Origin of the sequence: Sphingobium phenoxybenzoativorans, from assembly GCF_001757355.1 — a bacterium.
Taxonomy (GTDB): Bacteria; Pseudomonadota; Alphaproteobacteria; order Sphingomonadales; family Sphingomonadaceae; genus Sphingobium; species Sphingobium phenoxybenzoativorans.
This window is the reverse complement of sequence record NZ_MINO01000058.1, coordinates 1-25,681: the sequence shown is the minus strand read 5'-3', so window position 1 is coordinate 25,681 and position 25,681 is coordinate 1. Positions and strand designations below refer to the sequence as shown.

At 64.0% G+C, this 25,681-nt stretch carries 27 protein-coding genes and 1 pseudogene; 9 read left to right on the top strand and 19 right to left on the bottom strand.

The features are described 5' to 3' along the window. From BHQ40_RS19235 to BHQ40_RS19215, 5 genes are all read left to right on the top strand, one after another. On the top strand, positions 1 to 1,039 hold a 1,039-nt coding region (locus BHQ40_RS19235; RefSeq protein WP_139139361.1), incomplete at its 5' end, for a copper resistance protein B. A gap of 90 nt (positions 1,040 to 1,129) precedes the next feature. Next, complete coding sequence (locus BHQ40_RS19230) at positions 1,130 to 1,603, top strand: DUF305 domain-containing protein (protein WP_015449253.1); 474 nt, start codon at positions 1,130 to 1,132, stop codon at positions 1,601 to 1,603. 58 nt (positions 1,604 to 1,661) lie between these two features. Beyond that, positions 1,662 to 3,197 carry a PAS domain-containing sensor histidine kinase gene (locus tag BHQ40_RS19225; RefSeq protein WP_030089528.1) on the top strand — a complete coding sequence of 512 codons (1,536 nt, stop codon included), beginning with the start codon at positions 1,662 to 1,664 and terminating at the stop codon, positions 3,195 to 3,197. Further along, positions 3,187 to 3,810 carry a response regulator transcription factor gene (locus tag BHQ40_RS19220; RefSeq protein WP_015449255.1) on the top strand — a complete coding sequence of 208 codons (624 nt, stop codon included), beginning with the start codon at positions 3,187 to 3,189 and terminating at the stop codon, positions 3,808 to 3,810. The genes BHQ40_RS19225 and BHQ40_RS19220 overlap by 11 nt, the downstream gene beginning before the upstream one ends. A gap of 81 nt (positions 3,811 to 3,891) precedes the next feature. Beyond that, complete coding sequence (locus tag BHQ40_RS19215) at positions 3,892 to 4,299, top strand: response regulator (protein ID WP_016743851.1); 408 nt, start codon at positions 3,892 to 3,894, stop codon at positions 4,297 to 4,299. A gap of 62 nt (positions 4,300 to 4,361) precedes the next feature. On the opposite strand, the pseudogene BHQ40_RS27060 reads toward BHQ40_RS19215, so the two are convergent. Both BHQ40_RS27060 and BHQ40_RS19205 read right to left on the bottom strand, forming a co-directional pair. Beyond that, a pseudogene (locus BHQ40_RS27060) lies at positions 4,362 to 4,664 on the bottom strand (CorA family divalent cation transporter); the annotation flags it as partial. Between the two features lie 611 nt (positions 4,665 to 5,275). Then, the gene (locus BHQ40_RS19205) at positions 5,276 to 6,106 is read right to left on the bottom strand and encodes an SDR family oxidoreductase (protein ID WP_015449257.1); all 831 of its coding nucleotides are present in this window, start codon (positions 6,104 to 6,106) and stop codon (positions 5,276 to 5,278) included. A 69-nt stretch (positions 6,107 to 6,175) separates the two neighbouring features. Here BHQ40_RS19205 and BHQ40_RS19200 point away from each other — a divergent pair, with 69 nt between their 5' ends. From BHQ40_RS19200 to BHQ40_RS19185, 4 genes are all read left to right on the top strand, one after another. Then, a complete protein-coding gene (locus BHQ40_RS19200; RefSeq protein WP_015449258.1) occupies positions 6,176 to 6,742 on the top strand; it encodes a TetR/AcrR family transcriptional regulator in 567 nt (188 codons plus the stop codon). Between the two features lie 738 nt (positions 6,743 to 7,480). Then, on the top strand, positions 7,481 to 10,183 hold the full coding sequence (locus BHQ40_RS19195) for a TonB-dependent receptor domain-containing protein (protein ID WP_004213139.1): 2,703 nt from the start codon (positions 7,481 to 7,483) through the stop codon (positions 10,181 to 10,183). A gap of 10 nt (positions 10,184 to 10,193) precedes the next feature. Next, complete coding sequence (locus BHQ40_RS19190; RefSeq protein WP_004213138.1) at positions 10,194 to 10,898, top strand: PepSY domain-containing protein; 705 nt, start codon at positions 10,194 to 10,196, stop codon at positions 10,896 to 10,898. After that, positions 10,895 to 11,629, top strand: coding sequence for a PepSY domain-containing protein (locus BHQ40_RS19185; protein ID WP_004213137.1), 735 nt, complete (start codon positions 10,895 to 10,897; stop codon positions 11,627 to 11,629). The genes BHQ40_RS19190 and BHQ40_RS19185 overlap by 4 nt, the downstream gene beginning before the upstream one ends. A gap of 3 nt (positions 11,630 to 11,632) precedes the next feature. On the opposite strand, the gene hutC is transcribed toward BHQ40_RS19185, so the two are convergent. The 17 genes from hutC to BHQ40_RS19105 all read right to left on the bottom strand — a co-directional run. Next, positions 11,633 to 12,322: a histidine utilization transcriptional repressor HutC gene (gene hutC / locus BHQ40_RS19180; RefSeq protein WP_230588639.1), complete on the bottom strand. Its 690-nt coding sequence runs from the start codon at positions 12,320 to 12,322 to the stop codon at positions 11,633 to 11,635. A gap of 191 nt (positions 12,323 to 12,513) precedes the next feature. After that, positions 12,514 to 12,951 carry a DUF411 domain-containing protein gene (locus tag BHQ40_RS19175; RefSeq protein ID WP_070157481.1) on the bottom strand — a complete coding sequence of 146 codons (438 nt, stop codon included), beginning with the start codon at positions 12,949 to 12,951 and terminating at the stop codon, positions 12,514 to 12,516. A gap of 68 nt (positions 12,952 to 13,019) precedes the next feature. Continuing rightward, positions 13,020 to 14,261 carry an MFS transporter gene (locus BHQ40_RS19170; protein WP_015449261.1) on the bottom strand — a complete coding sequence of 414 codons (1,242 nt, stop codon included), beginning with the start codon at positions 14,259 to 14,261 and terminating at the stop codon, positions 13,020 to 13,022. Next, complete coding sequence (locus BHQ40_RS19165; protein ID WP_004213030.1) at positions 14,255 to 15,241, bottom strand: copper resistance protein B; 987 nt, start codon at positions 15,239 to 15,241, stop codon at positions 14,255 to 14,257. The genes BHQ40_RS19170 and BHQ40_RS19165 overlap by 7 nt, the downstream gene beginning before the upstream one ends. After that, positions 15,238 to 16,944, bottom strand: a complete 1,707-nt coding sequence (locus tag BHQ40_RS19160) for a copper resistance system multicopper oxidase (RefSeq protein WP_015449263.1) — start codon at positions 16,942 to 16,944, stop codon at positions 15,238 to 15,240. The genes BHQ40_RS19165 and BHQ40_RS19160 overlap by 4 nt, the downstream gene beginning before the upstream one ends. Positions 16,945 to 16,969: 25 nt before the next feature. Then, positions 16,970 to 17,995 (bottom strand): alcohol dehydrogenase AdhP, encoded by a 1,026-nt coding sequence (gene adhP / locus BHQ40_RS19155; RefSeq protein ID WP_004212676.1) that lies wholly within the window; start codon positions 17,993 to 17,995, stop codon positions 16,970 to 16,972. Positions 17,996 to 18,021: 26 nt separating this feature from the next. Continuing rightward, the gene (locus tag BHQ40_RS19150) at positions 18,022 to 19,542 is read right to left on the bottom strand and encodes an aldehyde dehydrogenase family protein (RefSeq protein WP_015449264.1); all 1,521 of its coding nucleotides are present in this window, start codon (positions 19,540 to 19,542) and stop codon (positions 18,022 to 18,024) included. Between the two features lie 252 nt (positions 19,543 to 19,794). Continuing rightward, positions 19,795 to 20,124 carry a hypothetical protein gene (locus BHQ40_RS19145; RefSeq protein ID WP_004212674.1) on the bottom strand — a complete coding sequence of 110 codons (330 nt, stop codon included), beginning with the start codon at positions 20,122 to 20,124 and terminating at the stop codon, positions 19,795 to 19,797. A 147-nt stretch (positions 20,125 to 20,271) separates the two neighbouring features. Next, complete coding sequence (locus BHQ40_RS26295; RefSeq protein WP_015449265.1) at positions 20,272 to 20,673, bottom strand: hypothetical protein; 402 nt, start codon at positions 20,671 to 20,673, stop codon at positions 20,272 to 20,274. Positions 20,674 to 20,991: 318 nt separating this feature from the next. Next, positions 20,992 to 21,282 (bottom strand): hypothetical protein, encoded by a 291-nt coding sequence (locus BHQ40_RS19135; RefSeq protein ID WP_007406388.1) that lies wholly within the window; start codon positions 21,280 to 21,282, stop codon positions 20,992 to 20,994. A 228-nt stretch (positions 21,283 to 21,510) separates the two neighbouring features. Further along, positions 21,511 to 22,284 (bottom strand): glycoside hydrolase family 130 protein, encoded by a 774-nt coding sequence (locus tag BHQ40_RS27055; RefSeq protein ID WP_020818755.1) that lies wholly within the window; start codon positions 22,282 to 22,284, stop codon positions 21,511 to 21,513. 135 nt (positions 22,285 to 22,419) lie between these two features. Then, entirely contained in the window at positions 22,420 to 22,812 is a 393-nt protein-coding gene (locus BHQ40_RS27050; RefSeq protein WP_232318550.1) for a hypothetical protein, read from the bottom strand. Between the two features lie 254 nt (positions 22,813 to 23,066). Then, positions 23,067 to 23,507: a four-helix bundle copper-binding protein gene (locus BHQ40_RS19125; protein WP_015449267.1), complete on the bottom strand. Its 441-nt coding sequence runs from the start codon at positions 23,505 to 23,507 to the stop codon at positions 23,067 to 23,069. A gap of 14 nt (positions 23,508 to 23,521) precedes the next feature. Further along, entirely contained in the window at positions 23,522 to 23,965 is a 444-nt protein-coding gene (locus tag BHQ40_RS19120) for a DUF1622 domain-containing protein (RefSeq protein WP_007406411.1), read from the bottom strand. Next, complete coding sequence (locus BHQ40_RS19115) at positions 23,952 to 24,674, bottom strand: hypothetical protein (RefSeq protein WP_007406380.1); 723 nt, start codon at positions 24,672 to 24,674, stop codon at positions 23,952 to 23,954. The genes BHQ40_RS19120 and BHQ40_RS19115 overlap by 14 nt, the downstream gene beginning before the upstream one ends. Continuing rightward, a complete protein-coding gene (locus BHQ40_RS19110) occupies positions 24,671 to 25,399 on the bottom strand; it encodes a hypothetical protein (protein WP_070157480.1) in 729 nt (242 codons plus the stop codon). The genes BHQ40_RS19115 and BHQ40_RS19110 overlap by 4 nt, the downstream gene beginning before the upstream one ends. Next, positions 25,399 to 25,681: 2Fe-2S iron-sulfur cluster-binding protein (locus tag BHQ40_RS19105; protein ID WP_139139360.1), on the bottom strand; the 283-nt coding region annotated here is incomplete at its 5' end. The genes BHQ40_RS19110 and BHQ40_RS19105, both read right to left, overlap by 1 nt.

Below are 25,681 nucleotides of genomic sequence, written 5' to 3'. Positions count from 1 at the left end.
CGCCGCGCCGCGCCCCAAGCCCACTGCCAGGCCGCGCGCTCAGAAGCCAGCGCCGGACACCATGCCGGCAATGGACCATTCGCAGCACCAGACCACTCCCGCGGCGCAAGCAAATGCGGCCGGTCAGCCGCAATCCACGTCTCCCGCAATGCCGGAGATGCCGGGCATGGACCACTCCCAGCATCAGGACGGCGCGATGCCCGACATGCCCGGGATGGACCATGCGCAGCATGGCCAGACAGCGACGCCGGGAACGCCCGCCATGCCCGGCATGCAAATGACCGGCACCGCACTTCCGGCCGGCAATGCGCCCCCGCCGCCGCCCCCAGGCGACCACTTCGCCGATCGGGATTTTCCCGGCGGCGAGATGGCGCGCTCGCGCGACATCATGATGAAGGACAGCGGCGGCAACAATTTCGGGCAGGTGCTGCTCAACCTGTTCGAGTATCAGGCGCATAGCGGCCGCGATGGCTATCGCTGGGATGGCGAAGGCTTTTACGGCGGCGACATCAACCGCCTCTGGCTCAAGAGCGAGGGCGAAGGCGAGTTCGGCCGCGGCATCGACAGCGCCGAGGTGCAGGTGCTCTACAGCCGGGCCATCGACCCCTATTTCAATCTTCAGGGCGGTATCCGCCAGGACTTCGGCCGCGGGCCCGACCGCACCTACGCGACGATCGGCGTCGAGGGCCTGGCTCCTGGCATGTTCGAGGTCGAAGGCGCGCTGTTCCTCTCGACCAAGGGCGATGTTCTGGGCCGGGTCGAGGGCTATTACGACCAGCGCATCACCCAGCGCCTGATCTTGCAGCCGCGCGCCGAGGTCAATTTCGCCGCGCAGGATATTCCGGAGAACGACATCGGTTCGGGGCTGGTCAACATAGAGCTCGGCGCGCGCCTGCGCTACGAATTCAGCCGCCAGTTCGCACCTTACATCGGCGTTTCCTATCTGCGCAAAGCCGGAGACACGGCGCGGCTGTCGAGGCTTGCGGGCGAGGACGTCCATGCCACCAGCTTCGTCGCCGGCGTTCGCTTCTGGTTTTAGCATCAGGACGGCTGATGGCGGGGGCGAACAAGAGAGCGGGGCGTTACACTCATACCCAGGTCGGCCGGCGCCGAGCGAAGGAGATACGCCATGGACCATTCGTCCCACATGAACACCCGGAAGATGGGTGCCTATTGGAGCCTTGCCGTTCAGACCGTCATCAGCGGCGTCATCATGTATCTGGTGATGTTCGTCATGATCGACGGGCTCGACAGCTTCTACAACAACCTCAACATGCTCTACATGACGCTGATGATGGTCGCACCGATGGTGGTGCTGATGATCCTCGCCATGCGACACATGTTCGTGTCGAAGGCCGCCAACATCGCGCTGATCGCCGCGTCGCTGGTCGCCTTCTTCGGCAGCTTTGCACTCATCCGCACCCAGACCACGATCGGCGACACGGCCTTTCTGCGCTCGATGATCCCGCATCATTCCGGGGCGATCCTGATGTGCCAGGAAGCAAAGCTCAGCGATCCGGAAGTCATCCGGCTTTGCGAAGCGATCAAGCGCTCGCAGCGGCAGGAAATCGACGAGATGAAGGCCATACTCGCGCGGCGCTGAGTGGCACGGTCGGGCTACGCCCGGATACGTGCGCCCGGCCAGGTATGTGAGCCGGCCGATGGTCGACACGAGGCGCGGGGCGGACGAGATTGCCAGGGAGGTGGTGCGGCTTGCGCCGTTGTTCCTGCGACAGGCTGGCGGCCATGTCCTGACGCTGCTCGATCCTGCCGGGATCGTGCTGAGCTATAATGAAGAAGGCGAGCGTGCCGAATGCTGGCCCCTCGATCGCGTCCTGGGACAGCCCCATGACCTGTTCTACCCGCCCGACGAGATTGCGGCCGGCCGCCCGTGCGCAGACCTGGCGGCCGCCCTTCACGAAGGCACGCTGGAGCGCGAAGCGTGGCGGGTCTGCGAGAACGGAGCGGAGTATCTCGCGCGCCTGACGATCAGCGCCCTGTTCGAAGGCGACGCACATCGAGGCTTTGCCTGCATCAGTCGCGATGTCACCGACGAGGCGGCGGTCCGGGCGTCAATCGAGACCCGCGAGCAGCATCTCCAGTCGATCCTGGCGACCGTCCCCGATGCGATGATCATCATCGACGAGACCGGCGACATCACGTCGTTCAGCGCGGCCGCCCAACGCCTGTTCGGCTATTCGGAAACCGAGCTCGTCGGCCGCAACGTCTCCTGCCTGATGCCCCAGCCCGATCGCGACCGGCATGACGAATATATCGCGCATTATCTCCAGACCGGCGAGCGCCGGATCATCGGCCTCGGCCGCGTCGTGGTCGGCCAGCGCCGCGACGGCTCGACCTTCCCGATGCAGCTGTCGGTTGGCGAGGCCGGTGAAGACGGGCAGCGGTTGTTCACCGGCTTCATCCGGGATCTCACCGCCAAGGAGCAGGATGAGCTCAGGCTCAAGGAACTGCAGGCAGAGCTGGTCCATGTCTCCCGGCTGAGCGCGATGGGCACGATGGCCTCGACCCTCGCGCATGAGCTCAACCAGCCGCTTGCCGCGGTCGCGCTCTATCTCGAGACGATCCGCGACATGCTCGACGAGCGGGACGACGAACCCTTCGTGTCGCTACGGTCGGTGATGGATGATGCGGCACAGGAAACGCTGCGGGCCGGCCATATCGTCCGGCGCCTGCGCGATTTCGTCGCCCGCGGCGAGGTCGACAAGAGCCTCCACGATCTGCCGCAGGTTGTCGCCGAGGCGAGCGAGCTCGCGCTGGTCGGTGCACGCGAGCGCGGCATCCGCAGCTTCTTCGCGGTCGATCCCGCCGCGACGCCGGTTCTCGTCGACAGGGTGCAGATCCAGCAGGTGCTGGTCAACCTGATGCGCAACGCCATCGAGGCGATGGCGGCGTGTCCTGTTCGCGACCTCAAGGTAGCGACCAGGTTGCGCCCTGACGGGCTGATCGAGGTGACCGTGGAGGATACCGGCCCCGGCATCGCCGACGAGGTCCGGGAGCAGCTCTTCACGGCGTTCAAGTCGACAAAGGCCGACGGCATGGGCCTCGGCCTTTCGATCTGCCGGACCATCATCGAAGCGCATGGGGGCCGTATCTGGATGGAGCGCCCCGACCGCGGCGGCGCGCGCTTTCATTTTACCTTGATCCATGCGCGGGCGGAGGAGGAACATGGGGGATAGACGCGTCATCCATCTGGTCGACGACGAGGAGAGCATCCGCAAGGCGGCGAGCTTTGCGCTCAAGACCGCGGGCTACGACGTCGTGACCTATGCCTCGGGCGTGGAGTTTCTCAAGGAGGCGAAGTCGGCGGCCGTCGGCTGCGTCATCCTCGACGTGCGCATGCCCGAGATGGACGGTCTCGAGATTCAGGCCGCCATGGCAGCACGCGGGGTCAATATGCCGGTCATCGTCCTGACCGGCCATGGCGACGTGTCGGTTGCGGTGCAGGCCATGAAAGGCGGCGCGGTCGACTTTCTCGAGAAGCCCTTCGAGAAAGCCGCCCTGCTCGGCGCCGTCAGCCGCGCGTTCGCGCGTCTCGACGATGTCGACCTTCGCACTCTGGAAACCTCTGAAGCCGGCGTGCGGGTCGCTGCACTGACGCCCCGGGAGCGTGAAGTGCTGGAAGGGCTGGCGAACGGCCTGCCCAATAAGACGATCGCCTATGACCTGGGCTGTTCATCGCGAACGGTCGAGGTCCATCGCGCGAGCCTGATGGCCAAGCTCGAGGTCCGCAATTTGTCCGAAGCCCTGCGGATCGCCTTTGCCGCGGGCATGGGCCGCAAGCCGAAGTGACTGCGACCTCTACGTAGCGACGGGACGAGGCGCGATATGCGATCGATGGTGCAATCGTCACACGGGTGTCCGCTTCTCGCAATGCCATCGGTCCGTTCCACTCAGCATGATGGCAGATACACCATCCTCGTCTCCGACGACGATCCCGGCGTGCGGCGTGGCCTCCAGCTGCTGCTGAGATCGCGCGGCTATGCCGTGTGGGGATATACGACCGGCCACGCGCTGTTGGCCGACCCCCGCGCGAAGGAGGCAGACTGCGTCATCCTCGACTATCGCATGCCCGACATCGACGGATTCGCGATGCTGCGTCACCTTCGCGAGATCGGATGGTCGGGACGCGCGATCATGATCTCAGGCTTTCATGACACGCTGCTGGCCTCGCGGGCCGCTGAGGCGGGCTTCGATCATGTTCTCGCAAAGCCGCTGATCGGCAGGGCTTTGCTCGAAGCGTTGGACCGGCACCGCATCGAGACGCTTCGAAAGCATTGAATTGTGGCGGCCGGCCCCCGGCAGCCTCAGCCCGGCGCGATGTGGAAAGCCGATCTGCGCCGTCAAAGCCAGTGGCTACGTTTGAACCGGATGTAGAGCCCAATGCAGACCGCAGCGATGACGCCGAGGATGACGAAATATCCCCATTGCGTCTTCAGTTCGGGCATATTCTCGAAATTCATGCCGTAGATTCCGGCAATCGCGGTAGGCACCGCGAGGATCGCAGCCCGGGCGGCAAGCTAACGGGTGATCGCACCTTGGCGCTGCTGTTCGAGCAGGTGACTCGCCTCGAACACCGAGATCAGGATGTCGCGGATGCCGGTGATGGCGCTCTCAACCCTGAGCATGTGATCGTCGAGCTTCGAAATCTGGTGGCCGTTGTCGGCACCTTCCATGGCAAGCGGGTGAAGGCCGTAATTCCCGGCGATGTCGGCAAGTTCTGTTTCGCTGGGCTGGGACATTTTGATCCACACGAAGTCATCCTTGCCGACGTGCTCGCACGCCGGATCGATCAGGGTCGCCGGCCGTAGCCGTTTGCCATTGTGACAAAGAACGGCGGCGGCGACCGGAAGCCGTGTGCCTCGCCTATTGAGACGCGCGCACAAACACTCGTCATTCTTCAAGCCCAATCGCAGGAAGAAGAAGGCGGCGCGCAGCAATTCGAGCGAGAGCTTATAGAAAATGCGGCGGAGCGTTGGGTTTCGCAGAAGGCCGCTCCCGTTCATGACGCGCGTGGCTGGGCGGCGCGCTGCCACATCAAGGGCACGCAGACTGCGAAGGTCTGCGCACCCTTGATTGGCGACCGCGAGGGTTTTCCTCTCTTGCGATGGTACCAAGCGATTGCCCGTGTGGCGCCTCTGCAATCGTGTCGGATGACTATACCTAAGTATCGGATAACGGCGCTGACGACAGGGTTGCCGGGCCCCGGTGAGGCGCGTCGCACCGCGCGGAGACGAAAGCTGGAAGACGGAAAAGCTCAACTGTCGAAAGCGACCGAGCGCGCGAGCGCTTCCTGGGACTGCAGAAAGGCGAGCCGCGATTGCAGCGCCGCCTGGACAACGCCGAAAGCGTCACCCCCCAGAGTCACGCGCAGCGGCGGATGGTCGCTGGTTGCGACATCAACGATCCCTTGCGCGATCTTTTGCGGGTCGAGCGTGTAGAGCTCGTTTCCGGCGGTCTCGAACATCTTGCGGATATGGCCGGCGGGCGTATCGCGATACGCGGCGATCTCGCTGGCGAATTGCAGATTGTGGCTGAAGCTGGTGCGCGCCCCGCCCGGCTCGATCAGTGTCACGAACAGGTTGAAGGGTTCAAGCTCCTGGCGGAGGCATTCGCTGAAGCCCTCCAGGCCCCATTTGGCCACATGATAGAGACTGCTCGTCGGAAGCGAGCCCTGACCACTAGCGCTGGAGATCTGGATGATCCGGCCGCTCCCGCGCAGCCGCATGGCGGGGACAAAGGCGCGGGTGATGTGGATGGGCGCCATGAGATTGAGCGCGATCTGGCCTTCGACCTCGGCGTCCGACATCTCTTCGGTGGCGCCGATCACGCCGCCGCCGGCGTTGTTGACCAGAATATCGACGGGTCGACGCGCCTGCGCCCGGGCCACGACCGCAGCAATATCGTCCTTGACCGTGACGTCGAGCGCTTCGACGCGCAGCTGGCTCGGATATTTCGCCGCGAGATCATCGAGGCTTTCGGGCTTGCGGGCCGTCGCGGTAAGGTCGTCGCCAGCGGCCAGGATCAGTTCGGCCAGATGGCGGCCGATGCCGCTGGACGCGCCCGTGAGAAACCAGTGATTGGACATATGTTACTCCATATATTACCAACTGGTAGGTAACTTGAAACCTGGAATGCGTCAATGCTTGGAGGTGTGATGAAGCAACGAACCCGGCGGAATGCCGCACAGAGCCGCGAGACGCTCCTGGCTGCAGCGACCGAGGAGTTCGCGTCCCATGGGCTGGCGGGCGCGCGGATCGACCGGATTGCGCAGGCGGCGGGTATCAGCAAGCCGATGCTCTACACCTATTTCGGGGACAAGGAGGCGCTCTTCGATGCCGCGCTGACGCAGGAAGTGATGGACGCGGCGCAGGCCGATCGCTTCGATCCCAATGATCTTGAGGGTTATGCGGGGCGCACCTATGACTTGCTGGTCGAACGCCCGCGCCTGTGGAGGCTGCTGACCTGGCATCATTTGGAGCGTGGCCAGGATGTTCTGATGCTCCCGGCCGGCGAGGTCCTTCTCGGGGAGAAGCTGGACGGGATCGCAGCGGCGCAGGCCGAGGGGCGGATCGTCGCCGACTTCACGCCCCTGGATGTCGTCCGGCTTGTCGCCGCCCTCACCCAGCTCTGGTGCATGACCGGAGCTGCACGCGACGCTGCCGAGCACGCGGCGCGCCGGGCGACGATCATGCGGGCGGTGGGGCGACTGCTGCGCGTGTGATCGTGCGAGGCGCGAGCTGCACGCCCGCGCGCCGACCGGGACACAGCAAGCATTTTTCGCAACCTGCCGTACTGCCCAGCGGCAAAATCAGGGCGGCTCATGCACAAGCCGGCCCGTCGGCTCCGCGGATGCGATCGACGTTCGAGGACTGCGCCGCCACTGCCGAACCGGATTGGATCATCGCCAAGTGACCCAGTGGCTGCGCGACGATCTCAGGTCGCCGGACTCGTCGCACGACGTTTCGTCAGGAGTCGTTTCATCTGCCTCAAAAGGCGAACCTGCGGCTCAATCCGGAAGAAGGCGCGACACATCCAGGAAACGAGGATCAAATGCGGTCCGCATCGGTATTACTTTCCCTGGCGCGTGCAAGCTCAGCAAAGGACTAATGTTCCCGGAGCATCTCTAGCGCTATACCTAGGTATATCACGCCGACACCAATAACATGTGATCATGCCGCTTCGCATTCTTGCCGGCCAAATGTCCCGATCATCAAATCGAAGCGTGCGAGGCTGTATTACGATATGATATTCTATCTCCTATCTCAGCAGCTTTGCAAATGAGCGCTCGCAAAAATATCTCTTCAGTCATGAGGGTTCGACGTCTGGCGTGCGTATTATAGCTATATCTATATCTAAATTTCACGAGAATAAGGTATTGGAAAAACAGGAAAAATACTGTTGACCTGTATATACAACTGATGTTGTCTGTGGCTGTTCTAAAACGTCAGGGGGATTGCACATGACCATCAGGATGGCCCTGCTCGGCAGCGCCGCCATCGTCGCGGGCTACGCCGCGCCGGCTCTCGCTCAGGCCGATCCGACACCGCAGCCAAAAGCACAAGTCCTGGGGGATGACAGCGACATCGTCGTTACCGGCTCACGAATCCGTCGGCAGGATCTGGCCGGGGTTGGACCGGCCACCGTGGTCACCGCCGAGCAGATCCAAAATACCGGCATCGTCAATATCGAAACCGCCTTGCAGCGTTTGCCGGCCAATGCCGGCTTCGCGGGCAACCAGACATCGGCCTACTGGACCAACAACGGTTATGGCACTGCTCAGGTCAATCTGCGCGGCCTCGGCATCAAGCGCACACTCGTGCTCCTCAACGGCCGACGCCTCGTCGCGGGCGGCACCGGCGCCAATTCCTCACCCGATCTCAACATGATCCCGGTCGTGGCGCTGGCACGCACCGATGTCCTCAAGGATGGCGCGTCCGCTATCTACGGGGCCGATGCCATGGCCGGCGTGGTCAACCTTGTCACGCGCACCGATTATGAAGGCCTGGGTCTCAGCGTCCGACAAGGCATTACCGAGCGCGGCGACGGCTCCGATCTCACCGCGGACCTACTTTGGGGCATTCGCAACGATCGTGGCGGGTTCATGGCAGCAGTCACCTACCAGAAGACCAGCGCCGTCAACATGGCCTCGCGTGCGCCCTGCTCGCTCGCTGAAACGACGCCGGGCTCGCTGAGCTGCGTCAACAGCGCCTCGACGATCGGCGGACGCGCGGTGCTGCCCAACGGCCAACAGATCAACTTCAACCAGGTACCCGGAGGGAACGGGAACTTCTACGAGCCTTACAGTCCCGCCAAGCACAACTTCAACTCGAACCCGTTTCTCAATGCGGTCAGCCCAGTCGAGCGCGTCAGCACGGCCTTCTTCGCGGACTATGCGCTGACCGACGGTATCCAGGCGTTCGGCGAGTTCCTCTATACGTTCCGCAAGTCGAATCAGATCGCGACACCCGGCACGCTGCGCAATCTCTCGATACCAGCCAGCAATCCGACCAATCCGACCGGCCAGAACCTGGTCCTGGCCCAGCGCCGCCTCGCCGAACCCGGCGCGCGCCACTTCTTCCAGGAGACCGATACCTGGCAAGGCACCTTCGGGCTGCGCGGCAAGCTGGCGAACGACTGGGCCTGGGAAGTCGCGGGCAGCTTCGGGCGTAACACGGCCGTCGACGGCTCGACCAACATCGCCAATCTCGAGCGCGTCGCGAACACGCTCGACAGGAGCAAATGCTCCAGCACGGCGGGCGCGGCCATCCCCTGCGGTGACTATCTTGGGTTCGGAGACCTGACACCTCAGGTTCTGGATTATATTCTGTTCACCTCGCGCGATCGCGGAGGCAACGAACTCGGCACGGTCACGGCTGACCTCAACGGCGATCTCTTCTCCCTTCCAGCCGGCGCGGTGTCCTTCGCCACCGGCGTGGTCTATCGGCGCGAAAAAGGCTGGCGCGATCCCGACCCGTTGACGGTGCTCGGCGTGGCGAACGTCAATCAGCAGGATCCTATTTCGGGCTCGAGCACCGCCAAGGAAGCCTATCTCGAGCTATCGGTGCCGGTGCTTGCCAACACAGCTTTCGCCAAGGCGCTCACGCTCGATGGCGCAGTCCGCTACTCAAACTATAATCTCTTCGGGAGCGACTGGAATTACAAGCTCAGTGCCGACTGGGTAGTCAATGACAGCATCCGTCTGCGCGGCACTTATGGGACGGGCTTTCGCATTCCCAACGTGCCGGAGCTTTTCGGCGGCGTCTCGGAAGGCAATCTGACCACGACCGATCCCTGCTCGCGCTACACCTCCAGCGGCAACGTGACCTTGATCGCCAATTGTCAGGCGTCCGGTGTGCCGGCCAACTATACGCAGCTCGGCACCACGATCCTCACCACAGTGGGCGGTAACCAGAGCCTTCGGCCCGAAAGCTCCACGACCTGGACCGTTGGTACGGTGATATCGCCGCGCGGCATCATCCCAGGGTTGTCGCTGACGGCAGACTGGTTCGACATCAAGATCAAGGACGCGATCCGGGCCATTCCCGGCTCGACCAAGCTCGCAGTCTGCTATGCGAGCCAGAACCTGTCGCACCCGTTCTGCAGCGACTTTACGCGCAGCGCGCTGACCGGCGAGGTCACTTACCTCTCCGCCCAGCCCATCAACACCGGCCGCGAGGAGATGAATGGTCTCGATCTGGGTCTGGTGTACAGTGGTGCGGTGGGCGAGGTGAAGATCTCCTTGGATCTCAACATGACCTATCTCAACAAATATGTCGTAAACCCCTTCCCCGGCGGCGCGCCGATCTATTTCGACGGGTTTATCGGGGGCGGCAATGGCGGCTATCCGAAATGGCGTGGTTATGGCGTGCTGACGGCGGAAAAGGACGGCATCAGCGCGACCTGGTCGACACAATGGATCGGCAAGGCGACCGACTTCAACGCATCGGCCGGCGACATCGGCTACCGCACGCCGAACGTCTTCTACCACAATCTTCAGCTTGCCTTCGCGATCGACGAGAAGACACGTTTCCAGATCGGGGCCGATAATCTGTTCGACCGCAAGGCGCCCTATATCCAGAGCTTCACCGATGCCAACACCGACACGATGACCTATGATCTACTCGGACGGCGCTTCTACGCCGGCTTCCGAACCGCGTTCTGAAGGGCAGCACATGGCAATTCGCTGGCCTTTGGTCATCCGCCGGACGCACAAGTGGCTGGCCCTGATCGTCGGCGTCCAGGTTCTGCTCTGGACGCTGACCGGCTTCTATATGGTGGCCGTCCATATCGACATCATCCATGGCGACGATCTGGTCCGCCCACCGGTCGTCGCCCCCATCGACCTTGCGAGCTTCGTCCCGCCGGCGCGGATTGTTCAATCGGCTCCCGACGCGTCCGAGATCCGCCTGCAACGGTTCATGGATCAGCCCGTCTGGCGCGCGCAAACCCCGGGTGGTCCAAGACTCTTCGATGCAGGTTCGGGACAGCCCATCCCCGATTTGAGCGAGGCACAAATCCGCGCCGCCGCTCGGCGCATCTACAGCGGCACCGGGGACATCGTCGCAGCCCGGCTGCTGACGACGGCGCCACTGGAAATGCAGGCGCGCAAGCCTCCCTATTGGCAGGTCGAATTCGATGCCTGGAACCGGCCAACCCTGTATCTCTCTCCGCAGACCGGCGAGCTGATCTCGCGCCGCCATGCGCTGTGGCGCGTGTTCGATTTCGCGTGGATGCTGCACATCATGGACTATGACGATCGCTCCGACGTCAACAATCCGCTGCTGCGCGTGGCGACCTGGAGTGCCCTTGCCATGGCGCTGGCCGGGGCTTGGCTGCTGCTTTGGTCGTTCCCGCGGCGCAGGAAGAAGAAGGCATGAAGAAAATCCGGTTCACCCCGCTCTTTTTTCGGCGCATCCACAAATGGGTCGGCCTGATCCTGGGCGTGCAGTTTCTCCTTTGGGCTCTGAGCGGCTCGATGATGGCCTTGCTCGATCAGGAGAAGGTCGGCGGACACAGTGCGCAGGCCAGCCATCAGCACGCCCTACCTGCCGGTGACTATATTGCGCCGGCAAAGCTCGCTCTTGATGGTCCCGTGCTCGGCATCGCCTTGCGGTCCCTTGCCACACGCCCCGTCTACGAGCTTCGATCCACCACGGGCACGCGGCTAATCGACGCGACGAGCGGCGCCCCGGTTCGGGTCGACGAGCAGGTCGCGCGCGACGTCGCGACGATGGTGAATGAAGCACCGATCCGCAAGGCAACGTTGCTCGCCGAACCGAATGTGGAAGCGCGCGAGCACGAAGGCACCATGTGGCGACTGGATTTCGCGGACGCAGAGAACAGCAGCGCCTACATCTCCGCCGACACCGGCCGATTCCTGGTCATGCGCGGCGACACATGGCGCACCTGGGATTTCTTCTGGATGCTCCACAATATGGACTATGTGAACCGCACCAGCTTCAATCACCCGCTGATCGTCTTCGTTGCGTTCGGTACTTTGTGGCTGTCGGGGACAGGCTTCTACCTGCTGTTTAAGAGCTTCAGTCGCGCCGACGTGCGATGGTTGCGGCGCAGGCGCAAATCGGCCGTCAAGTTGGGCGCGGGCTGATCGCTAGGTCCCAACAGAAAAAGCCGCCGATAGCTCGAACCGATTGCCCGGGTGCGTGAGCCAAGCGTGCGATACGAGACGTCCGCGACTCCAGGTTCTGCGCGTCATCATTAGCACTGGTTCTCCTTCAGCGAGGCCCAGCATTGTTCGCATGGCTGTATCCGGCATCGCCGCGCACACCCGGTGCTCTACTCGCTCGAGCGGGGCAACACGTGTCAGATATTCATTCGGCGTCGAGGCGCTGAAATCCCTCTCTCCGTAGCGTGGCGCAGCAGATGCCAGCACAAAGCGCTCCTCGACCTGAATTGGGAATTCGGTCTCGTGATGGACGATAAGCGAATGGAAGAGGCGCGTGCCCAAGCCGACTTCCAGCAGAGCTGCCCTTTCCGCATCAGCCCGTATCTCGATATTATAAATGACGCGCGCGCGATAGGCGTGGCCCCTGCCGCGCACCTCCTCCGCGATGTTGCGGATCTCGATCAGCTGCCCGATCGGCCGGGGCTCGGCGACAAAGCTGCCCCGCCCCGCCCGCCGTACCACGACACCGGCCGATTGCAGTTCCCGCAACGCCCGGTTTGCGGTCATGCGCGAGACTTTGAACGTCTCGACGAGCTCGGCCTCTGACGGCGTCTGGTCGCCGGGCTTCAGGCGACCTTCCCGGATGTCCTCGAAAATGCTGTCTTTGATCGCCACATAGCGAGGTTGCTTCTCCGCACCGGCAGCGTCGACCGCGGGTTCGCCCACAGAAGCAGCTTTCGTCCGGGGAGCGGATGCGCGGCTATGGGGGCGAGCGGGAGCATGCATCAAATGACTATACAGGTGGGGGCGAGCAAGTCCCAGTCATTCAAACAGGAAATCACCAGCGAGAGCCGAGGCGTGCGTGATCAATGCCGCGCGAAGACCTTCTGGCCCGAACTGCCGAACGACACCACCGCATAGGGTTGGCGGGCGGCGCCTGCCACTTCCATGCCCTCCGAGCCGATCGGCATCCCCGCCACCGCAATGCCTCTGACGCCTACGGGACGGGTTGCCAGCAGGCGCTTGATATCGGCGACCGGGACATGGCCCTCGATCAGATAGCCATCAACCATCGCGCTGTGGCAGGATGCCAGCGTGCCCGGCATGCCGGCCCTCCGCTGAAGCGCCCCGCGCGACGCATCGTCGCGCATGACGACCGTGCGGCCCAGCTTCGCGCGAAGCGCCTGGGCCCACTTCTCACAGCATCCACAACCCGGGTCCCGGTGGACGACGACATCATTCGCCGCAAGCGCTGCGCCGGGCAGGGTGAGGAACAGCAAGGCGGCAGAAAGACGGGTCTTCATGAACGGCTCCCGGAAGCATGCGATAGGGTTCCTAATGATCTATACGCATTGATGCCCCCTACCCCTCATCACGCTGAAGATTTCACGATGGCGCGCGGCCTCCAGGCGAGCGGCAAGGACACAAGCAGCGCCAGCGACAGACCACCAATCCCCCACAAGACTAAGTGCTGCGCCCCGGGAGCGACGACGGCGATCGCCAGCGGCGCGAGCGCCTGCCCGATGCTGGCGGCGGAATGCTGGAGACCGAGCTTCAGACCCGAAGGGGCTGCCGCACCGCTGATCCAGAAGCTGGTGACCAATCGAAGGGTTGCCGAGCTCCAGCCGGCAGCAACGATGATCCCACTGAGTTCGGCCATGCTCGCGGCGACAGGGAACAGGAAGAGCGCCGCAGCCAGCAGGCCGAGCGTCAGCCCCGCAAGCCGCCTCGGCATGGTCACCAGCCAATCGAGCCTCGCATGGAAGATCTGTGCTGCCAGCATGCCCAATCCGCAGAGACTGAGCATCCAGGCGATCTCTTCGCGGCTCAGCGAAATGACGCTCCGCGTCACCAGGAGATTGACATGCATCGCCGCCAGCCCGCCGCCCGCGACGATCGTGACGAAAAGCAGGATCAGCGTCGCGCCGAGCGTCGGCGCGGGCAGGTCTCCGCCATCGATGCAAGGTGCACACCAGCGCGGCAGACGCACGGCGCAAAGCGCCGCCCCGACGGCACCGATGCCGAAAGCGAGGATCATGAGGGGAGCGCGGGGCAGGATCGCGGCCGAGACCTCCGCCACCAGCGGACCGGCGAGATCGCCCAGAAACAAGAAGGCGGTCAGCCAGGTGAAGCGCCGCGCCTGGTCCGCGCGCTCGTTTGCGGCAAAGCTCGCGCAGAGCAAGCCCAACGGTATGATGGCGGCCGACGCCATCCCCGCCACCAGGCGCAATGCATAAAGCTCAGGCAGCCCGACGAGGCCGATCGGCGCGGTCACCAGGGCGAGGATGACCAGCGCTGCGCGCAACATCGCCCGATAGTCGACCCGGTCCGCGATCCAGCCCCAGAGCGGCGCCGCCAGCAAGGCTGCCAGGGGATGGACCGCGGTCAGGCTCGCGACATGAAAATCATGAGCGCTTGACGATAGCGCGCCACGAGCCGGGTCGACCAGTGCCGGAAGGAAGGCGAGAATGGCCGTCTGTCCCGCCGACGCCGCAGCCGCCGCGAGCAACAAGACGAAAAAGGAGGCCGGCCAGCGACCGTTGGCTTGCGATCCAGCCTTGTCACGCGGCGCGTTCGCGGTCGACCCCTCGAGTGGCCATCCGCGGATCACCACCAGGCGCGCAAGCCGATCACCAGCCTGTGTTCGGAAGGCCCTTCCCCGCGCAGGCGACGGAAATCGGCCGTGCCGTCAAATGCGCGCTCCCAGACGAAGCCGATATAGGGCGCGAACTTGCGCGACACCTCGTAGCGCAACCGTCCGCTCAGCTCGACATTGCTGAAGCCGCTGCCGAGCTGCCGATCGCTCGACCGCTTCGAATAGATATTGGTCTCCACCTGCGGCGTAAGGATCAACCGATTGGTGAACAAGACCTCATAGGACGCCTTGGCGCGCGCCGCGAGACGCCCATCGGTTCCTACATAGCCGGTGAGCTGGACGTCGAACCAATAGGGCGCCAGTCCCTCGACGCCGGCGGCCAGCCAGGTGGTCGCTCCCTTGCCGAGATCCTGCCTGACCCCGAGCAGCGTGCCCCAGAACGGGTTCTTGCTGTGCCACCACAGCGCCTCGACGCTGCTCTCCGGATCGAGACGTTGGTCGCGGGAGTTCTTGAGCCCCTGGCTGCGCAGCCAGAGCTTGTCATTGTCCTGACCCTTGGTGACGAGCACGGTCCAGCCCACGCCCTGACCCTCGTTGCCGCTGGTGAACTCAAGCTCATCGACAAGTATCTTGGGGATTGAGAGCTTGTCGGCCATCTCATAGCCCGGCAGCGTCGAGTTGCGGTAGCCGTCGGCATAATCGTCCGAGTTGCGCGCGTCCGGCGGGGCCTGGCCGCCCTGCATCGAGCCCATGTCCATCGTGGCGCCGTTACCGGACGCCTTCGTGTCGGTCATATCCATGCCCGGCATGTCCATGCCCGCATGGTCCTGAGAGCCTTGCGCGGAAGGGGTGTGCTGAGCGGGAGTGGCCGTTTGGGCAGGGGTGGCGGCGGGCGACGGGGGCGAGGCCTCCTGCGCGAGGGCGGGAGCCGTGATCGCCGGCGCCAGGAAGAGGGCAGCGCCAAGAGCGATGCCGCGCGAGGGGAAAATCCGGATCATGCGACCACCACCTCCCGGAACATGCCGGCCGCCATGTGATAGAGCAGATGGCAGTGGAAGGCCCATCGGCCCATGGCGTCGGCGGTGACGCGGAAGCTCACCCGCTGGGCGGGCTGGACCACGACCGTATGCTTGCGGACCTGGAAGGCGCCGTCCGGGCCTTCGACATCGCTCCACATGCCGTGCAGATGCATCGGATGCGCCATCATCGTGTCGTTGACGAAGGTGACGCGCAGCCGCTCGTTTGGCTTGAAATGAAGCGGCCTGGAATCGTTGAGCTTGATGCCGTCGAGCGACCAGATGAACCGTTCCATATTGCCCGTCAGATGCAGCTCGATGTCGCGCTCGGGCTCGCGCGGGTCGGGATCGCCGCCCGGCGTGCGCAGATCGGCCAGCGTCAGCACGCGCCAGCCGCGCCCGCGCAGCCCGGCGCCGGGATCGTCGAGATTGGTGCGCGGATAGTCGACGCGCATGTCGGTATTGGCGCCATATTCGGTGCGGGCGTGCCGTGCCCTGGCCGGCATCTCGGTCATGCCGTGCCCGGCATGCGCGTCGCCTCCCATTGCGCCCATCGTCGCCATCGCGCCCATCATGTCGACCGGCTCGAGCCAGGTCCGGGCATCGAGCGGCGGCACGGCTGCCGCCATGCCCGGGGCCGGTGCGATCGTGCCACGCGCATAGCCGCTCCGATCGATCGCCTGCGCGAAGATGGTGCGGGCGCCGCCCTCGGGCATGGTGAACTCGACGTCGTAGGTCTCGCCCGGGCCGATCCGGAATTCCTCGACCGTGACCGGCTCGACCGGCTGCCCGTCGGTCGATACGACCGTCAGCTCGACCCCGGGGATCCGCACGTCGAAGAACGTCGCCGTCCCCGCGCCGACGAAGCGCAGGCGCACGCGCTCGCCGGGCGCGGCGATACCGGTCCAGTTGCCGGCGGGCGGCGCGCCGTTCATCAGATAGGTGTAGGTCGCGGCAGAGACATCGCTGTAGTCGGTCGGGTTCATCCGCGAGCTGTTCCACATCCGCCGCCGCTCGAGCGCCTTGCCCAAGCCCATGGTGCCGACATCCTTGAGGAAATCGCCGGCGGTCGGCTGCGCAAAATTATAGTAGCTGCTCTGCTTCTTGAGATTGAGGAAGATCTGCAGCGGCGGCTCGTCCGACCAGTCGCTGAGCACGATGCAATAGTCGCGATCGGGCGCCCGCGCCGTCGGCACCTGTTTTGGCTCCACGATGATCGCTCCATAGAGTCCCGTCTGCTCGGCGAGCGTGTGAGCGTGATACCAGTAGGTTCCGCTCTGGCGGACCTCGAAGCGATAGGTGAAGGTCTCGCCCGGCGCGATGCCGGCAAAGCTGATGCCGGGCACGCCGTCCATCTCCGCCGGCACGATGATGCCGTGCCAATGGATGCTCGACATCTCCTTGAGGCCGTTGCGTACGCGCAGCGTGACCGTGTCGCCTTCGCGCAGGCGCAGGACCGGCGCGGGCACGCTGCCGTTCACGGCGGTCGCGATACGGCGTTTGCCGGTGAAGTTGACCGGCAGCTCGGCGATCTCGAGGTCGAACTCGGTCCCGCTCAGCTCAGCGGGCAAGGTTGGTGCGGATCGCGCGAGAAGCGCCGGGGCGAAACCGGCGACCGCGCCGCCGATCGCCAGCCCCTGGACGAAACGGCGCCGCGCGATCGGCCGGATATGTAAGGGAGACATGAACTGTACTTTCGCGAAGTCGGCTTCAGGCGAGGTCGAGGACGATCCGGCCCTCGATGTCGCCATGATGCATGCGGGAGAAGACGTCGTTGATGTTCTCCAGCTTGTCTGCATGGACCGTGGCCTTGACCTTGCCCTCGCCGGCGAACGCCAGTGCCTCGAGCAGATCGAGCCGCGTGCCGACGATCGAGCCGCGCACGGTAATGCCGTTCAGCACGGTGTCGAAGATCGACAACGGGAAGTCGCCCGGCGGCAGGCCGTTGAGCGCGACCGTGCCGCCGCGCCGGACCATGCCGAGCGCCTGCTGGAACGCCTTGGGCGAAACGGCGGTCACCAGCGCCCCGTGCGCGCCGCCAATGGCTTTCTTGAGCGCTGCCGAAGGGTCCTCGTTGCGCGCGTTGACCGTCAGTGTGGCGCCAAGGCGTGTAGCGAGGTCGAGCTTGCTATCGTCGATGTCGACCGCGGCCACATTGAGACCCATGGCTCGGGCATATTGCACCGCCATGTGGCCGAGCCCGCCAATGCCGGAGACGACCACCCACTCGCCGGGTCGGGCCTCGGTGGCCTTCAATCCCTTGTAGACGGTGACGCCCGCGCAGAGGATCGGCGCAATGTCGAGGAAGTCGACATTGTCGGGAAGGTGACCAACATAGTTGGGATCGGCGAGGACATATTCGGCAAAGCTGCCATTGACCGAATAGCCGGTGTTCTGCTGTTCGTGGCAAAGCGTCTCCCAGCCACCCAGGCAATGCACGCAGTGCCCGCAGGCGGTGTAGAGCCAGGGCACACCGACCCGGTCGCCTTCCTTCACATGGGTGACGCCGGCACCAACGGCGGCGACATGCCCGACGCCCTCATGGCCAGGAATGAAGGGCGGGTTGGGCTTGACCGGCCAGTCCCCTTCTGCCGCGTGCAGGTCGGTATGGCACACGCCGGTTGCCGCAATCTTGACCAGGACCTGCCCGGGGCCGACCGTCGGGATCGGCGCGTCCTCGATGACCAGGGGCTTGCCAAATTCGCGGACGACCGCCGCCTTCATGGTTTTCGCCATGTCCGTTTCTCCTTTTAAGCGGGGGGTCAGAATAGGCCGAGCGCGTGCTCGTCATAGGAGACGAGCAGATTCTTGGTCTGCTGATAATGATCGAGCATCATCCGGTGGTTTTCACGCCCGAAGCCCGATGCCTTGTATCCGCCGAAGGCGGCATGGGCGGGGTACTGATGATAGCAGTTGGTCCAGACCCGCCCGGCCTCGATCGCGCGGCCGAGCCGGTAGGCGGTGTTGCCGCTCCGGGTCCAGACGCCCGCGCCAAGACCGTAGGCGGTGTCATTGGCAAGTGCGATCGCCTCCTCGACCGTCTTGAACGTGGTGACCGACAGGACGGGACCGAAGATCTCCTCCTGGAAGATGCGCATGTGGTTCTGACCCACGAACACGGTCGGCTGCACGAAATAGCCCTGGTCGAGCGCACCGCCCGGCAGCGCCCTGGCGCCACCGACCAGACACTGCGCGCCCTCGGCCTTGCCGATATCGATATAGCCCAGGATCTTGTGGAGCTGGTCCTCCGACGCCTGCGCGCCGACCTGGACCGACGGGTCGAGCGGATCGCCCTGGCGGATCGCGGCGACGCGCGCCACGGCGCGCTCGATGAAGCGGTCGAAGATCGACTCATGGATCAGGGCGCGCGACGGGCAGGTACAGACCTCGCCCTTGTTGAAGGCGAACAAAGTAAAGCCTTCGAGCGCCTTGTCGAAGAAGGCATCGTCCTCGTCGAGCACGTCCGCCATGAAGATGTTGGGCGACTTGCCGCCAAGCTCCATCGTCTGGGGGATCAGATGGTCCGCCGCGGCGTGCATGATCTGCTTGCCGGTGACGGTCTCGCCGGTGAACGAGACCTTGGCGATGCGCGGATTGGCGGCGATCGCCTGGCCAACGGTCCGTCCCGGGCCGGTAACGACATTGAGCACGCCGGGCGGCAGGATGTCGGCGGTGAGCTCGGCGAACATCAGCAAGGTGAGCGGCGTCTGGGATGCGGGTTTGATGACGGTGCAGTTGCCCGCCGCCAGCGCCGGGGCGATCTTCCACGCCGCCATCAGCAGCGGGAAGTTCCACGGGATGATCTGGCCGACGACGCCGAGCGGCTCGCGGAAATGATAGGCGATGGTGTCCGCATCGATCGTCGAGATGCCGCCTTCCTCCGCCCGGATGCAGCCGGCGAAGTAGCGGAAATGGTCGATCGCGAGCGGCACGTCGGCAGCGCGCGTCTCGCGGATCGGCTTGCCATTGTCGATCGTCTCGGCAAGTGCCAGCAACTCCAGATTGTCTTCGAGCCGGTCGGCGACGCGATTGAGAATCCTGGCGCGTTCGGCGGGCGCGATCCTTGCCCATTGATCCTTGGCGGCGTGCGCCGCATCGAGCGCGCGCTCGACATCTTCCGGCGTCGACAGCGCGAACTCTGCGATCTGGGCGCCATTGATCGGGCTCGTGTCGGCGAAATACTCGCCGCCCGCAGGAGCGCTCCAGCGGCCTCCGATGAAATTATCATAGCGGTGTCGGAAGGAGGCCGCCGCGTTAATGGTCCCGATCGCCTTCTCGAACATAACCTGACTCCATCTCTATCGATGGCCTGACGGAGTAATCTCTTTGCCCGGGTGGCCTATAAGTAAGTTCCGCAGAAGGTAGTCTGGTATCGGGGTCGCGGGCTTGAGGGTCAGACACGCCAACAGAGCCGATGACTATTCATCGACTCCTGAACGTATTCGCGCACGCCTGATCGGAATTATGCCGAGACAGGCGTTACTCGGCCGAGTCTTCTTTTGGCGAGGGCGGCGCTTGGCATTCCAATTCTGGCGTTACGCCCGGACGCGCTTTAGGCTCACCCAATCGCCTTTCTGAAGCGTCCCGTCCCTCACGCGGAAATGAGCATAATGGTCGTCGAAAATCTGGTCGACTTCGACATGACCGACAAGACGGCGGTGGCGCGGCGTTGCGTGATAGACTTCGAGTATCTGCCCGATGTGCGCGCCATCGGCCTTACCCAGGCAGGCCACTGTGCCGCCCGCATCCATACGGACGATCTTGCCGCGCATGAACAAGCTATGGCCGATACCCTGTGCGAGGAGCGGCGTGCTGCCAAAGAGCAGAAAGCCAACAGCAGCACCGACGCCAAGATGTTTTCGCATCGCTGTTTCCTCTGTCAAGTCAGACGCTCGGACCCGGTTTTGAAAGCTGGGAGCACGGGGCGACGCTGGGCATCGTCAAAGAACTGGCCCGCCGCGGGGGAACGGCGGGCCCTCAGCCCCTGGGGTCTGTTCTCGGGGCTGGAAACCTCACATGTCGCTCATCGGCTTGTCGGCCATGGGCTTGGCGGTCTTCTTCTTCGCCGCCGGCTTGGCCTTCTTCATCGGCATCTTGCAGCAGCCACTCTTCGCCTTACCGGCCATGCCCGAGCCGTTCGATGCAGGCGAGCCGCCGGACATGCCGGCCATCCCCGACATGCCCTGTTGATCCTGCTGGGCCGGTTGCCCCTGCTGCTTCTGCGCGCCGGCCTGATGATCCTTCATCATCTGATCGTGCATCTGCTGCCCGCCATGATCCATGCCCTGCTGGTGGGCATGGGCCGGCGCAGCCTGCGCGGGCGCGGGCGTCGACTGGGCGAGAGCGGTGCCGGCGGCGAAGGTTAGCGTCGCGAAGAGGCTGACGGGCGCCGCGAGAAATGTCGTCTGTCGCATTGAGGGTCTCCGAGTGTTCTTCCTGTTGCCCGATCGACGTTCCGATCCCGGCAATTCCGAAGCTTCAATGCTGCTAGCGAGACGCTGTCTGTATACGTAAGTTACGAATCGAAATCCGATCGGCCGTGTGCCTGCTGGAGCAGGCGCGTAAAATGATGATCCGGGATCGATCAAAAATGTGACCCGGCCTGGTTTTCTCGTCCTGAGACCGGCCAGAAAAGCGATTGGCCCGCCGTGGGAACGGCGGACCAAGGCTTCGGTTGAAAGCGGCCATGATCTTGTCCGTCAACCTTGTCGTCTGATGGAATGATGGCAGGGTCAGCAACCACCGTCCGACCTGTGTGACATGCCGGAGGCGCCGTCCTGGTCCTGCGAATCCCGCATCGCCATTCGATGGCCCTGCATCATCTGGCCGTGCATCTGCTCCTTACCGTGAGCCATGCCCTGCATGTGGGCAGGATCGGGCTGGGCAGGCGCCGGCCTGGCCTTGAGGGTCTCCTCAAGATCGGGCATGCCCGGCGGCATCCCGTCCGCCAGCACCGGTCCGGCACTGACGGCGAGGAAGCCGAGAGCTGCGAGCGAAGCGATCATTGCCGTCTTCTTGCGCAATTATCCATTCCTTCAAGTCTGGGTTTCCCGTTCGATCGAGCATATGCCCGGTCGATTGTCGCCCCTTCCGGAGCTTGCCCGTGAAATGGTGTCACCTTCCGCCTTGCTGTATACGTAATGTGCGAAGTCCGTCTCTGAGATGGCCATAAATTATCGCACTGGCATCGTTGTTGTGCCGATGTGTAACTATGGTTCGGACTCGAGAGCAGGACAGGTCGGCAACAGTGACTAATCCATGGCGGCCAGCAGACGCTCGAGAGGAATAGTGGCAAAAGTGGTGAAGCTGTCAGCAATGGCATAAGGCAGTACCAGCACCCGATTATGTACCATCGCGCCGCAGCTGTAGGCTACGTTTGGCACATAACCTTCGCGCTCATCCATGTCCGACCGCAAAAGCGGTAGCTTCGTCCGCGCCAGCAGCTTCGAGGGATCGTCACGGTCCAGCAGGCACGCCCCGATGCAATAGTTCCGAACGGCGCCGACTCCATGAGTTACGACCAGCCAGCCTTCGTCGATCTCGATCGGCGATCCGCAATTACCGATCTGGACAAACTCCCAAGGCCAGCGAGGTTCGATGGCTTTCGCTCCGCCACTCCAGTCGTGAATGTCCGCGGACGTCAGGAACCAGATATTTTCGTTATCCTCGCGCCCAAGCATGGCAAAGTGCCCGGCAATGCGTCGGGGGAAAAGCGCCATGCCCTTGCTACCGGTGGCATCCCCACGCAGCGGTCTGAGTTCGAATGTCCGGAAGTCCGGCGTGGACAACAACTCCTGCCGGACGGACTGGCCGCTAAATGCCGTATATGTACCGAAATAGGTGGCTCGGCCATCGTCGTCCAGGAAGCGGACCAAGCGAAGGTCTTCGATGCCACCACGCTGGCTGGGGGTTGTCGGAAAGATCACGATCTCCGAGAGATCGTGGCTGCCATCGCACTTGATCCGAATGCCCGCGTCCGGCCCGTCCTCGCCGGAGATGTTTTCAGTCTCCAGCACGAGCGGCATGGGGCTCGGAGGATTGATTGCTATGGTTCCGTCCGCGGCGCAAAACCCGGTGCGAAAGGTGACGGAGGAGATATGCCCCTCGCCCACGCCTCGCAGGGAAAGAATGAATCGGAGAGAGTTTTCAGGTACAGCAGACTAATCAGGATGCAGGACGATGCTCGGATTGAAAAGCGCTGCTGCCTCATAGGAATATTCGTTGCAAAAATGGGCACCGATCAAGAGCGCCTGTTCATGGGTGACCTCGCAATCACAGACGATGATGCCATCAACCTCGTGGAACCGCCGCAAAAACAGGGACGGAACCTCACGATGCCTTCCCGAGAAATCATCAAGAATGCGTTGCAACTCATCGTGGAGCGATGCTGGGTCGAGCGCCAGGACGCGGTCGGCGATGCGCTGCGCACGTGGCTGATCCGGTACCGCATATTTATAGGTTTCCGTCGACGGCATATAGGGTCTGATCACTACCCTTGCTGGATTGGGGCGGAGCAATTCGGGTAGCCGGTTGACAAATTCGGCGGTTGACACTGACTTCTCCAATACAGATCGACCGTGGAGCGTTCACGCAATCGTAAAGATGGTGCTCGGCATTACCCGACTATCGGGTGGCGGCACGGAAGGCTCCGGCGATGGCGGGTGCGATGATTTCCGCCGTTGCCGGATACTCGGACTTTGTGCCACGTGCCATGATCGCTGTCCTGGCGTAGTTGTCGGACACACAAGCTGTGACCGGGGGCTCTGGCCTGAACGTGACTATGTGGGGCACGTGCGAAGCGCGCCGCTCAGCTCGACATGTCCGCCATCGTTCGGCAGCTCGCCGCGCATTTCTTGCAGGTGGCCGAGCAACGCGCGATCCGCTGGTCCGCGCTATGGCGTCCGCATTCCTCGGCGCAGCGCTCGCAAGCGTCGGCGCAGGCGCGGCAGACGATGCGGTGCAGGGCAGATTCCCGCAGCATCGAGTTGGCGGTCGCCTGGCACAGTTCCGCACAGTCGTTCAGCATGGCGATCAGCGACGCCGTAGCTGACGCGCCGCCTTGCTTCGTCAGCCAAGCGGCGGTTTCCAGGCACATGCGGTGCGAAGCCACGCAATCGTCGATGCAGTCCGTCATCGACATCGCCATCCCTTCCATTCGATGCTGCTGCGCCGCCGCCGGCACAGCCAGCGTTCCGGCGGCGGCAAGGCCGGCGCCGGCCATCAGCAATTCGCGTCTCTCGATCATCATGCACCTCCCATCTGCTATCCCTTGAGCGCTGTGCCGCATCCGGCGGCCTCAGCCGTCGCAGGCGACCCATCCGACGCCGCACGCGCCTTCTCCCGCGCCATCCGGGTTTCCTCCCAGGGCCAGTGGCCGTTGATCTCGACCCCGAGCGAGATGCTCAGGAAGGTCCGCACCAGCACCAGCCCGGCCAGAACGATGAGATCGTCGAGCGTTGGGTTGATCACCAGCGACTTGACGATGTCGCCGGCGACCAGAAATTCCAGGCCGAGCAGGATGCTGCGGCCGAGCGCCGAGCGGAACGCGCTATAGGCCTCGGTTCGGTCGCCCGCCCTCGCCCGCCGCGCAAACAGAAAGGTTGCGAGCCCCGCGCCGACCAGGATGGTCAGCGTGCCCGCCAGTTCCAGGCCGATCACCGCGAGCCGGAAGAAGGCGCTCAGCCAGTCGGCCTCAATGGTGATCATACCAGCCTCGCTTGCGGATATTGTTGAAGCTGTCGGTGGCGTGACAGGCATAGCATTGGTCGACGCGCGCCTTCGATCCGGCTGCGCGCTGCGAGACCATGCTGAAATGCTCCATGAAGTGACTCGGCGGCGCCTTGTGGCACTCGGCGCACTGCGTCGAATTGACCGATGGATGGCGGTAATTGGCGATCTTCCAGCTGTCGGTCTTGTGGCAGCTCGCGCAGTCGGTGCCGAACAGGCCCTGGTGCGGATCGCGGAACGCATGGCAGCTCGCGCAATTGAGCGCGGTCTCGGGGGTCAGGCTTCGAGTGTTTGTCGACATGCCCGCCAAAGGCTGCCGCCACTTCGCCATGTCGAGCAACGCGGCGTGATCCATGCGGATGATGCCGCGCTCTCCCTCATGTTCGACGTGGCAGGAGGTGCACTGCGTCGCTTTCGCGTGGAACTGCGTCGACTGCTTCGTCCCGAAATCGGTGCCCGCATGGCAGGTGAGACAGGTCCGGGTTTCGACGCCCTTGCCCGGCGTGTGGCAGGCCGTGCATTGGCCGGCAAAGGACTGGTGCGCGCTCGAGAGCGGGCCGGGCGAGACGAGCTGCGCCACCAGGCCGGCATCCCTCGGCGCGTCCGATCGCATCCGGATCGCGACCGCGGCGACCATCACCAGCAGGGCTGCGATGAAGACGGCGTAGGAAAGACGCTGCCAGCTCATAGCCAGCGCAGCCCGTAATAGATCGCCGCGCCGACGTGGAGCCCGAGCAGCGCGAAGATGAGACAGCCCAGCAGGATGTGCAGGAACCGCCACCGCGCGAACAGGGTGTTGGTTGCCTCTTCGGCACGGATCGCGAATTCGGTATCGGCCAGCGCTGCGGCGATCCCCGCCTTGTCCTGGGGGCGCTGGCCCGCGGACGCATCCCCGGCGACGAACAGATAGCGCTTCCAGCCCGACAGCGGCGGGGCTGCGGTATCGGCCTGCGTCGGCGCCGCCGGCTCCTCGAGGAAGGCGGCGCGAAGCGAGGCCAGTTCTGACCTGCGTCCGCGCAGCGCCCGACCAAGCTGGGCAAGCAGGTAGCGGCCGATGAAGCCGGTGATGACCGTCATCAGCAGGAGGACGGTCAGAAGCAGGCCGACCGGGCTTTCGAGCTTGTGCGCGGCGTGGACCAGACCCAGGATCGGCGCCAGCACGCCGGCATAGATGTGGATGGCGAGCAGGGTTGGCTTGCTGACGACCCGGGAGAGCGCCTTGTCGACCCAGGCGATGTGCTTGGCCGCGACATAAGGAAGCGTCAGCAGCATCAGCACGAGCGCTGCGATCCCGATGATCCCGCCGGCCAGGCTACCCGGAAAGCGGGGCGACACATGCACGAGATAGCCGAACGGGAACAGCAGCAGGAACGCGACCAGCAGGCCCACGGCAATGTCGCTGCGTTCGCGCATCAGGCTTCGACCACGAGCGGCGTGCCCGTCCCCTTCGCCTGGCACGCGAGCACATAGCCTTGCGCCTTGTCGGCGGGCGCAAGGCCGGATTCGACCTCCATCGTCACTTCGCCCTGCAGCAGCTTGACCACGCAGGCGCCGCATGTGCCCGCACGGCATGCATAGGGGATCTCGACGCCCGCGCCCTCGGCCGCCTCCAGCACGGTCTCGTCCGCGGGCAATGCCGCCGACACCCCCGACACGGAGAAGGTCACCGTGCTCGGCGCCACCTCGGCGCTCGGG

Excerpts from the sequence above, each read along its gene's own strand:
- BHQ40_RS19230 (WP_015449253.1), top strand. The coding sequence starts at position 1,130 with ATGGACCATTCGTCCCACATGAACACCCGGAAGATGGGTGCCTATTGG.
- BHQ40_RS19225 (WP_030089528.1), top strand. The coding sequence starts at position 1,662 with ATGGTCGACACGAGGCGCGGGGCGGACGAGATTGCCAGGGAGGTGGTG.
- BHQ40_RS19220 (WP_015449255.1), top strand. The coding sequence starts at position 3,187 with ATGGGGGATAGACGCGTCATCCATCTGGTCGACGACGAGGAGAGCATC.
- BHQ40_RS19215 (WP_016743851.1), top strand. The coding sequence starts at position 3,892 with ATGCCATCGGTCCGTTCCACTCAGCATGATGGCAGATACACCATCCTC.
- BHQ40_RS19205 (WP_015449257.1), bottom strand. The coding sequence starts at position 6,106 with ATGTCCAATCACTGGTTTCTCACGGGCGCGTCCAGCGGCATCGGCCGC.
- BHQ40_RS19200 (WP_015449258.1), top strand. The coding sequence starts at position 6,176 with ATGAAGCAACGAACCCGGCGGAATGCCGCACAGAGCCGCGAGACGCTC.
- BHQ40_RS19195 (WP_004213139.1), top strand. The coding sequence starts at position 7,481 with ATGACCATCAGGATGGCCCTGCTCGGCAGCGCCGCCATCGTCGCGGGC.
- BHQ40_RS19190 (WP_004213138.1), top strand. The coding sequence starts at position 10,194 with ATGGCAATTCGCTGGCCTTTGGTCATCCGCCGGACGCACAAGTGGCTG.
- BHQ40_RS19185 (WP_004213137.1), top strand. The coding sequence starts at position 10,895 with ATGAAGAAAATCCGGTTCACCCCGCTCTTTTTTCGGCGCATCCACAAA.
- BHQ40_RS19175 (WP_070157481.1), bottom strand. The coding sequence starts at position 12,951 with ATGAAGACCCGTCTTTCTGCCGCCTTGCTGTTCCTCACCCTGCCCGGC.
- BHQ40_RS19165 (WP_004213030.1), bottom strand. The coding sequence starts at position 15,241 with ATGATCCGGATTTTCCCCTCGCGCGGCATCGCTCTTGGCGCTGCCCTC.
- BHQ40_RS19160 (WP_015449263.1), bottom strand. The coding sequence starts at position 16,944 with ATGTCTCCCTTACATATCCGGCCGATCGCGCGGCGCCGTTTCGTCCAG.
- adhP (WP_004212676.1), bottom strand. The coding sequence starts at position 17,995 with ATGGCGAAAACCATGAAGGCGGCGGTCGTCCGCGAATTTGGCAAGCCC.
- BHQ40_RS19150 (WP_015449264.1), bottom strand. The coding sequence starts at position 19,542 with ATGTTCGAGAAGGCGATCGGGACCATTAACGCGGCGGCCTCCTTCCGA.
- BHQ40_RS19145 (WP_004212674.1), bottom strand. The coding sequence starts at position 20,124 with ATGCGAAAACATCTTGGCGTCGGTGCTGCTGTTGGCTTTCTGCTCTTT.
- BHQ40_RS26295 (WP_015449265.1), bottom strand. The coding sequence starts at position 20,673 with ATGCGACAGACGACATTTCTCGCGGCGCCCGTCAGCCTCTTCGCGACG.
- BHQ40_RS27055 (WP_020818755.1), bottom strand. The coding sequence starts at position 22,284 with ATGCCGCTCGTGCTGGAGACTGAAAACATCTCCGGCGAGGACGGGCCG.
- BHQ40_RS19125 (WP_015449267.1), bottom strand. The coding sequence starts at position 23,507 with ATGATGATCGAGAGACGCGAATTGCTGATGGCCGGCGCCGGCCTTGCC.
- BHQ40_RS19120 (WP_007406411.1), bottom strand. The coding sequence starts at position 23,965 with ATGATCACCATTGAGGCCGACTGGCTGAGCGCCTTCTTCCGGCTCGCG.
- BHQ40_RS19115 (WP_007406380.1), bottom strand. The coding sequence starts at position 24,674 with ATGAGCTGGCAGCGTCTTTCCTACGCCGTCTTCATCGCAGCCCTGCTG.
- BHQ40_RS19110 (WP_070157480.1), bottom strand. The coding sequence starts at position 25,399 with ATGCGCGAACGCAGCGACATTGCCGTGGGCCTGCTGGTCGCGTTCCTG.